The following is an 8,847-nucleotide window of genomic DNA, read 5'->3' as shown; positions in this document are numbered from 1 at the left end:
GTTTCCCGTCAAGGCACACTTTGTTTTTCGCCTTGACTAGAAAACCTTTGTTTTTATTGTTTGGTTATTAACCCCGCAAAAGAGAAAGTAATTATCTGTTTTTTTGCACTTTACTTTACAATTGGAGGACTTTTTATTCTACATATTAAATAACATGTGCATATTGACAATATCTTAAAAAGATTATATTAGGAAAGACCATTAGAAATTCTGAACAGTTTCACTTTCAACATACTGCATATTGTACCCAAAAGTCACTTTTTGGTTTTTACAAAGAAGAGGTACCTTAACATCTAAAAATGTTAGGGTACCTCTTGCTAATAGCTTACATATCCTTTAATTTTCCTCTGAATTGTTCAATAGATGTGTAACCTTTTTTCTTCATAATAATACTTAATTCTCGGTTTAGTCTATCAAAAACACCTAAACCTTCTTTGTATAATTGTGTGCCAACAGCAACAAGACTTGCTCCACATAATAAGTGTTCAAAAACATCTTGTCCTGTTAATACTCCACCTGTTCCAATAATTTGAATGCTTGGATTTAAGCGTGTACACAAGGCACGCACATTCGCTAAAGCGGTTGGTTTGACATACGCCCCACCAATTCCTCCAAAACCACTTTTTGGTTTAATGACAACAGATTCACTATCCACATCAATGTATAAGCCATTCCCTATGCTGTTAATGGTGTTTACATAAGCTAAGGGAAATTGATTTAAAATTGTAGAAATGGCATCAAAATGTGCCATATCAAAATAAGGTGGTAATTTGACACCTAGTGGCTTTGTAAAAAATGAGAAAACATCTGATAATAATTGATGTGTCAATTCAAAATCATAAGCAATTTGAGGTTTTCCGGGTAAGTTTGGACACGATAAATTAAATTCTGTCATGCCTTGATAATCACTTTCTTGAACTTTTTTCAAAATAGAAATTGTTTCTTCATAACTCATTCCCACGACAGATAAAAAACATGGTTTTTCAGGATGTGATTTTTCGTACTCAATAACATAATTTAAATAGACATCAACACCTAAGTTAGGTAATCCCATAGAGTTAATACTACCTAGTGGTGTATCAAAATAGCGTGGTGTTGGATTTCCTTCTCTTTCATGCAATGTAGCTGTTTTTGTTACAAAAGCACCCGCTTGACTTTGACTTAAAGCATTTAAGTCCTCTACTGTTAAACAGTGAATGCCTGAAGCATTCAATAAGCAACTATTCAGTGTGTAATCTTTAAATGATGTTGTTGTATTCATAAAATCCTCCTATAAACGATTGTAGGCAATTCGCCCCTCAACAAGTGTCAATACTGGTATACCCGTTATTTCTTCGTTTGCATACGGTGTATTTCTTCCTTTGGATAAAAAGTTTGTTGGATCTATCGTTTCTTTTTTGTTTAAATCAATGACTGTTATATCGGCAGGGTAACCAATCTCCAATGTTCCGTATGGTAAATCAAAAATTTTTGCGACATTTGTACTCATTTTATCCACTAAGAAAGATAAAGAGAAAATACCTGTCTTAACAAAGGCTGTATACAATTGGCTAAAGGCTGTTTCGCAACCAACAATTCCAAATGCTGCTTGTGTCATAGACACTTCTTTTTCCTCTGTCGTATGCGGTGCGTGATCTGTGGCAATAATATCAATCGTACCATCTAGTAAACCGTCTATTAGTGCTTGTCTATCTTCTCTTGCACGTAACGGTGGATTCATTTTCCATAATCCATTGTCACATGGAATATCATTCTCATCGCTTAATAAATGATGTGGACAAACTTCGCATGTGACATGGATACCATTTTGTTTTGCTTCTCTTACTAATCGAACAGACTCTTTTGTAGACACATGACAAACGTGATAATGACAGCCTGTTGCTTCAGCAAGAAGTATATCTCTTGCGATTTGTACACTTTCACAAACAGACGGAATGCCTGGTAAACCTAATGCAATGCTTCTTTGTCCACAATGCATACAACCACCTCTAATCAATGAATTATCTTCACAATGTGCCACAATTGCTTTATTGAGAGATGCTGCTACCTTCATTGACTCAAACATCATATTAGCATCTTGAACACCTCTACCGTCATCACTAAAAGCAAAAACATAAGGCGCTAATGCTTCAAACTCTGCATATTCTTGTCCTAATTCATTTTTTGTAATAGCTCCATACGGTATCGCACGAATAACAGAATCTCTTTCAATAATATCTAGTTGCTGTTTTAAATGTTCGTATGTATCTGGAACAGGATTTAAATTTGGCATTGGCATTGCCGTTGTAAATCCACCTCTTGCTGCTGCTCTGGAAGCATGATAAATGGTTTCTTTATGTGTAAAACCAGGTTCTCTCCAATGCACATGGACATCAATAAATCCTGGAGAAATAAAACACCCTTTCACATCAATCACTTTATCCGTTTTAGATACTTTTATGTCTGGTGATATTTCTTTAATTTTTCCGCCCTCAATAGCAATATCATAAGACATAAGTGTATCTTGTTCTAAGACTGTTCCATTTTTTAAAATCAGCATAACAAACTCCTTTTTATAATTGGTTTTCGGTAATCACTTTTTCCAGAATAGCTTGACGCATAAACATACCATTTCTCATTTGTTCAAAAATACGTGATTTTGGTGCTTCTACAAGCTCATCTGCAATTTCAACATCACGATTGACCGGTGCTGGATGCAATACAATGGCATGCTCTTGCAATTTTCCATAGCGTTCCATTGTTAATCCGTATGCTCTATGATACGTTTCTGGAGAAAAATTGTATAAAGTATGTCCATGTCTTTCATGTTGTACACGTAATAACATACATACATCAACTTTTTCAATCACATCGTCAATATCAACAAAAGTACCTACTGTTTCATCTTTCCAATGATCTGGTGCAACAAAGGTTACATTTGCTCCTAAGCGACTTAAAGCAACTGCATTACTTTTCGCCACACGAGAATTTTTAATATCTCCAGCAATAACAATGTTTAACCCTTCAAAATAACCAAATTCTTCATAAATCGTCATTAAATCTAATAAGCATTGTGACGGATGTTGCCCCGTTCCATCTCCCCCACTAATGACAGGAATAGATAAATTTTCTAATTGTTTATAATATTCATTTTCACTATGTCGAATCACTAATAAATGGCATCCAATCATTTCAAGAGTTTTACATGTGTCATATAGTGTTTCCCCTTTTTGAACAGATGATGTACTTACTTCAAAAGGAACAACTTTAAGACCAACTTCTCTTTCTGCCACTTCAAAACTAACTTTTGTTCGAGTTGAATTTTCAAAAAATAAATTAGAAACGTATAAATCAGGTCTTTGTAAAACAGGCGCACCATTTTTTAATTCAATAGCACGTTTGACAAGTGCAAATACTTCTTCATTGGATAATGTTTCCATTGTAACTAAATTTTTCATGTGTTGACAGCTCCTTTTTATTTTTATATAAGCACCAAAAAATACCTTGTAGTCATTAAGACCACAAGGTATGACAAAATGGGTGTACAAAAACACCGAAAAATCAGTTCATTGTTCATCTCTTGTTAGTCTCTCTGGACTACTTTAAAAAGATTTCTTTTAGTTGGGATTATTCTATCACTAATTGAGAAGAATGTCTAATATTTTCTAAATCTTTTTTGTCTATCTTGTTTAATTTCTTCAGGTGTTAACTTTTCATAAAAAGTTAGTACCTGTTTTATTTCAGAACGCACGTCTTCAATCACTTGTTCTTTTGGTCTTAAACGGCGTTTGGCTTTTCCTAGCGTTTCTTGGAAAATACCGTCAATAATATTTAAATCAAGTAGACTATCCGGTGTTAATTTCATCATATCTGCTGCTTCTGCACTTTTAGATGCATCTTTCCATAAAATAGCAGCAAAACCTTCCGGAGAAAGTACCGAATACATACTATGTTCTAACATGTATACTTTATTACCCATGGCTAAAGCCAACGCTCCTCCGCTTCCACCTTCTCCGATAATAATCGTTATAATTGGAACCGTTAATTGACTCATCAGCACCAAATTTTGTGCGATAGCTTCACCAATACCTCTACTTTCTGATTCTGAACTACAATAAGCTCCTGCTGTATTGACAAATGTAATAATCGGTCTTTGAAATTTTTCAGCTTGTTCCATTAACCGATACGCTTTTCGATAACCTTCTGGTAAAGGTGAACCAAAATTACATGCCATATTACTTGCTAAATCATGTCCTTTTTGTGTCCCAATAATAGTCACAGGTTGCTCATCAAAAAAAGCAATGCCTCCCACAATGGCTTGATCATCGGCATAGTATCTATCACCTTTTAATTCAATAAACTGATGAAACAATGCTGCTATCCACTCTTTTGTGGTCATTTTTTGTGTATCTCGAGCTAATTTAACAATATCACTTGCTTTTTTCATGACAACCTCCCATACTCGTATGTATAGACAAAACAGTACCTAAAAAAGAACGCAATGCTTCTCTTTTGACAATACAATCAATAAAGCCATTCTTTTGCACTTGTTCAGCAGATTGAAAATCATCTGGAAGTTTCTCTTTGATTGTTTGTTCAATGACACGTTTACCAGCAAATCCAACCGTTGCTTTTGGTTCAGCAACAATCATATCTGCTTCCATAGCAAAACTTGCTGTAACACCACCTGTTGTTGGATCTGTTAATACAGCCATATAAAACAAACCAGCTTGTCCATGATTGGATACCGCTACACTCACCTTTGCCATCTGCATTAAAGATAAAATACCTTCTTGCATTCTAGCACCACCAGATGCACAAAATAAAATGACAGGAAGATTTTTTTCAAGTGCTTGTTCAAAAAGATATGTAATCTTTTCACCAACATTACTTCCCATACTACCCATAATGAAATGGGTATCCATAATACCAATAGCAACTGGCAATTCATTGATACATGCCTGCCCTATAAGCACTGCCTCGTCGAGTGCTGTTTTTTCTTGTAATGTTTCTATTTTTTCCTCATAAGCAGGAAAATCAAGTGGATTTTGAATAGAAAGTTTTGGCAACCATTCACAAAAACTATTTAAATCAACGGTTAACGCCAATCTTTCAAAAGCAGATAAGCGAAATGGATAGTGACATTGTTGACAACATTTAAAAGGTTCTATATCCGGCAAATAAAAAATATGATGACAATGTGGGCATTTTCCCCACATACCGTCAGGAATACTCATCTGTCTTTTTTCAATATCTTGTTTAGACGGAATAGAAATATATGCTCGTTTTCTAAATGGTTTCATAGACTACTCCTATTGTGACTTTTGTATAGAGTGCTTTTTATGGAAAGTTTCCAAAAATGAACGTTCCAAATACTCTATATCAAAGCGGTTTTCTAAAAATGCTTCATCTTGTAAAATGGCTTCTTGAAAGGTAATGTTTGTATCAATACCTTCAATAAATAATTCACTTAATGCACGCTGCATTTTTCGAATAGCTTTTTCTCTCGTATCATCTTTTACGATAATTTTAGCAACCATGGCATCATAAAATGGTGGAATTGTATACTCTTGATACATCGCTGTTTCAACACGCAATCCATTGCATCCACTTGGAAGGTTTAAAAAAGTTAAAGTACCACAACTTGGCATAAAATGTTTACTCGGATTTTCAGCATTGATACGACACTCAATCGTATGTCCTGTCAATGCAACATCTTTTTGTTGGACAGTTAACATCTCTCCACCTGCAATACGTAATTGCCATTTAACAATATCTATATCTGTTGCCATTTCAGTAACAGGATGTTCCACTTGAATGCGCGTATTCATTTCCATAAAATAATAATTTTTTTCTTCATCTACTAAAAATTCAATGGTTCCCGCATTCTCATAGCCAACATAAGTAGCAGCTTTCACAGCACTTTCACCCATTTTTTCTCGAAGCATAGCGTCTAAATAAGGTGACGGACTTTCTTCTAATACTTTTTGATGATGACGTTGTAAGGAACAATCACGCTCTCCTAAATGAATGACATGTCCATGTTTATCAGCTAAAATCTGAATTTCTATATGTCTAGCTGGAGAAATAATTTTTTCAAGGTACATTCGATTATCGCCAAACGCAGCAAGAGCTTCTGCTTGTGCTGTTTGAAATGCTGAAACTAATTCATCAGATGTATACACTTTACGCATTCCTTTTCCACCACCGCCTGAAACAGCTTTTAGCATAATAGGATAGCCAATTTCATTTGCCCAATGAAGTGCATCCTCAGTATTCACTAAAGATTTTGGACTACCCGGAATAACAGGAACACCTGCTTTTTGCATTGCTTCTCTAGCATTTGCTTTATTCCCCATTAAGTCAATAACCGATGCTGCTGGACCAATAAAAACAATATTCAATTCTTGACACATTTTAGCAAAATCAGCATTTTCAGACAAAAATCCAAAACCTGGATGAATGGCATCTGCACCAGTGACAATCGCCGCACTCAAAATGGCTACTTTATTTAAATAAGATTCACTAGATTTTGCATTTCCCACACAAATTGCTTCATTTGCCAACATAACATGTAAGGCATCTGTATCTGCTTTTGAGTAAATCGCAACTGTTTCAATACCTAGTTCATGGCAAGCACGGATAATTCGTACAGCAATTTCACCACGATTGGCAATCAATACTTTTTTTATCATACCTTACCGTCCAATAATAAATGTCATTTCTGCTTCACATACTTTTTTATCGCCAACAAAGGCTTGTCCAAAGCCAATACCTGCGTAAGATTTTAATTTAACAATATCTACTTGTAGACGCAACACGTCACCTGGTACAACTTTTTGTCTAAATTTGACTTTATTTAACCCACCTAAATAAGCTGTTTGTCCTTTAAATTCCTCTTTTTGTAATAGCGGAATTGACCCAGCTTGTGCCAATGCTTCTACAATGAAGACACCCGGTAAAACAGGTTCTCCTGGAAAATGCCCTTGAAAAACTTGTTCATTTATTGTTACATTTTTTGTACAAACAACACGTTCTCCTGGAATAAGTTCATCAACACGATCAATGAAAAAAATAGGAAAACGATTTGGAATAATATCCATTACTTCTTGTGCTGTTAAGACTGTCATATTCTTACTCCTTATAAAATTCTAAATAGAGGTTGCCCAAATTCAACAATTTGTTGATTATCTACCATTATCTCTGTGACAACACCTGCAACGTCACTTTTAATTTCATTCATAATTTTCATTGCTTCAACGATACACAATACATCACCAACAGCAACTGTATCACCAACTTGTTTAAAAGGGGATAAATCTGGTGCTGGAGATAAATAAGCAACACCGACTAATGGACTTTCAATAATATTTCCTTGAGAAATAGCTTGTGTTGGTATCGTTTCATCATTTGTCACCACAGATATTTCTTGTTTGCTATCAGTTTGTGTTTGACTATGTGACAATGGTGCATGTACTAAATCTGCTTGCTCTCTTTTAGATAAAGTGATGTGCATATCGTCTGTTTTGATGTCAACATACATCATCTCTGATTGATTCACTAATTGAATTAACTCTTTTATCTTTTCAAAACTCATCATGAATACTCTCCGATGCTTTTATTTTATCTCCCACTTTTTAAAACACAATACGGCATTATGTCCACCAAAACCTAATGAGTTACTGATAGCATAGTGTGCATCACATGCACGTGCCTTATTTGGAATATAGTCTAAATCGCATAATGCATCTGCTTCTTGATAATTAGCTGTTGGTGGCAATATACCTTCTTGCAATGCTTTGACACATGCGATGGCTTCCACAGCACCAGCTCCCCCTAGTAAATGTCCTGTCATACTTTTTGTACTTGAAATCGCCAATTTATAGGCATGCTCTTTAAAAGCATATTTAATAGCCGTGGTTTCAGCACTATCATTTGTCGGTGTACTTGTTCCATGCGCATTTACATAGTCGATATCACAAGGTTGAATACCGGCTTCTTCTATTGCTAATAACATTGCTTTTCCAGCACCACTACCGTCAGGTGTTGGCGCCGTCATGTGATAAGCATCTGCATTGCTACCATATCCAACCACTTCAGCATAGATAGTTGCGCCACGTTTTTGAGCATGCTCTAAACTTTCTAATATTAAAATGCCGGCTCCTTCTCCCATAATGAAACCGTTTCTTTCTTTATCAAAAGGTATAGATGCTCTATCTGGATTTTCACTTGTTGATAAAGCTGTTAAAGCCGCAAAACCTGCAATCCCAATTTCACAAATTGTTCCTTCACTACCACCAGCAATGATAATATCCGAATATCCATGTTTAATATGACGGTATGCTTCACCAATAGCATTTGTTGAAGATGCACATGCTGTAACAATATCTAAGCAGATTCCTTTAGCACCATATTTTATAGCAACATTTCCTGAAGCCATATTGCCAATTGTTAGTGGAACGAATAATGGTGGAACACGTTTAGCACCTTTTTCATGCATTTTAATAATGCCTGCTTCCATGTCATCTAATCCACCAATACCAGAACTAATCATAACACCTACTCTATCAACATTCGTTTGTTGTGATAAATCGCTTAAACCTGCACTAGATAATGCTTCTGCAGTTGCCGCAATCGCATATTGAGAAAAAAGAGCCATACGTTTATATTCTTTTCTATCCATTGTTAAACTAGGATCAAATGCTTTCACTTCTGCAGCTAATGTAACACCTGTTTGACTCGCATCAAATTTTGTAATAGGTGCAATCCCATGTTTTCCCTCTTTTAAATTTCCCCAATACGTTTCCACATCATTTCCTAGGGGTGTAATTGCCCCTAGACCAGTGACTACAACTCGATTCATATTCC

9 protein-coding genes are annotated in these 8,847 nt (G+C 35.4%); all 9 read right to left on the bottom strand.

Annotated features, from left to right (window positions below; all coding sequences use genetic code 11):
* Nucleotides 1-325 precede the first annotated feature (325 nt).
* The 9 genes from GMA06_RS06460 to fabF all read right to left on the bottom strand — a co-directional run bounded on the left by GMA06_RS06460 (nucleotide 326) and on the right by fabF (nucleotide 8,842).
* Entirely contained in the window at nucleotides 326-1,261 is a 936-nt protein-coding gene (locus tag GMA06_RS06460; RefSeq protein WP_163562077.1) for a dihydroorotate oxidase, read from the bottom strand.
* A gap of 9 nt (nucleotides 1,262-1,270) precedes the next feature.
* Nucleotides 1,271-2,539 carry a dihydroorotase gene (locus tag GMA06_RS06455; protein ID WP_163562076.1) on the bottom strand — a complete coding sequence of 423 codons (1,269 nt, stop codon included), beginning with the start codon at nucleotides 2,537-2,539 and terminating at the stop codon, nucleotides 1,271-1,273.
* A 13-nt stretch (nucleotides 2,540-2,552) separates the two neighbouring features.
* Complete coding sequence (locus GMA06_RS06450; protein ID WP_163545580.1) at nucleotides 2,553-3,437, bottom strand: aspartate carbamoyltransferase catalytic subunit; 885 nt, start codon at nucleotides 3,435-3,437, stop codon at nucleotides 2,553-2,555.
* Nucleotides 3,438-3,634: 197 nt separating this feature from the next.
* Nucleotides 3,635-4,426 (bottom strand): acetyl-CoA carboxylase carboxyl transferase subunit alpha, encoded by a 792-nt coding sequence (accA, locus tag GMA06_RS06445; RefSeq protein ID WP_163545579.1) that lies wholly within the window; start codon nucleotides 4,424-4,426, stop codon nucleotides 3,635-3,637.
* Complete coding sequence (accD, locus tag GMA06_RS06440) at nucleotides 4,410-5,282, bottom strand: acetyl-CoA carboxylase, carboxyltransferase subunit beta (protein WP_163562075.1); 873 nt, start codon at nucleotides 5,280-5,282, stop codon at nucleotides 4,410-4,412. Before accD ends, accA begins: the two co-directional genes overlap by 17 nt.
* 9 nt (nucleotides 5,283-5,291) lie before the next feature.
* Nucleotides 5,292-6,674, bottom strand: coding sequence for an acetyl-CoA carboxylase biotin carboxylase subunit (gene accC / locus GMA06_RS06435; protein ID WP_163562074.1), 1,383 nt, complete (start codon nucleotides 6,672-6,674; stop codon nucleotides 5,292-5,294).
* Between the two features lie 3 nt (nucleotides 6,675-6,677).
* Nucleotides 6,678-7,109: a 3-hydroxyacyl-ACP dehydratase FabZ gene (gene fabZ, locus GMA06_RS06430; protein ID WP_163545576.1), complete on the bottom strand. Its 432-nt coding sequence runs from the start codon at nucleotides 7,107-7,109 to the stop codon at nucleotides 6,678-6,680.
* A gap of 11 nt (nucleotides 7,110-7,120) precedes the next feature.
* Complete coding sequence (gene accB, locus GMA06_RS06425) at nucleotides 7,121-7,579, bottom strand: acetyl-CoA carboxylase biotin carboxyl carrier protein (protein WP_163562073.1); 459 nt, start codon at nucleotides 7,577-7,579, stop codon at nucleotides 7,121-7,123.
* Between the two features lie 18 nt (nucleotides 7,580-7,597).
* Nucleotides 7,598-8,842 carry a beta-ketoacyl-ACP synthase II gene (gene fabF / locus GMA06_RS06420; protein ID WP_163562072.1) on the bottom strand — a complete coding sequence of 415 codons (1,245 nt, stop codon included), beginning with the start codon at nucleotides 8,840-8,842 and terminating at the stop codon, nucleotides 7,598-7,600.
* Nucleotides 8,843-8,847 lie beyond the last annotated feature (5 nt).

This window comes from Granulicatella sp. zg-84 (assembly GCF_010892375.1).
Lineage (GTDB): Bacteria > Bacillota > Bacilli > Lactobacillales > Aerococcaceae > WM01.
This window is presented reverse-complemented; position numbering and strand designations above follow the sequence as displayed.

Bases quoted from the DNA above. Each gene is read 5' to 3' on its own strand.
- GMA06_RS06460 (WP_163562077.1), bottom strand. From the start codon at position 1,261: ATGAATACAACAACATCATTTAAAGATTACACACTGAATAGTTGCTTA.
- GMA06_RS06455 (WP_163562076.1), bottom strand. From the start codon at position 2,539: ATGCTGATTTTAAAAAATGGAACAGTCTTAGAACAAGATACACTTATG.
- GMA06_RS06450 (WP_163545580.1), bottom strand. From the start codon at position 3,437: ATGAAAAATTTAGTTACAATGGAAACATTATCCAATGAAGAAGTATTT.
- accA (WP_163545579.1), bottom strand. From the start codon at position 4,426: ATGAAAAAAGCAAGTGATATTGTTAAATTAGCTCGAGATACACAAAAA.
- accD (WP_163562075.1), bottom strand. From the start codon at position 5,282: ATGAAACCATTTAGAAAACGAGCATATATTTCTATTCCGTCTAAACAA.
- accC (WP_163562074.1), bottom strand. From the start codon at position 6,674: ATGATAAAAAAAGTATTGATTGCCAATCGTGGTGAAATTGCTGTACGA.
- fabZ (WP_163545576.1), bottom strand. From the start codon at position 7,109: ATGACAGTCTTAACAGCACAAGAAGTAATGGATATTATTCCAAATCGT.
- accB (WP_163562073.1), bottom strand. From the start codon at position 7,579: ATGATGAGTTTTGAAAAGATAAAAGAGTTAATTCAATTAGTGAATCAA.
- fabF (WP_163562072.1), bottom strand. From the start codon at position 8,842: ATGAATCGAGTTGTAGTCACTGGTCTAGGGGCAATTACACCCCTAGGA.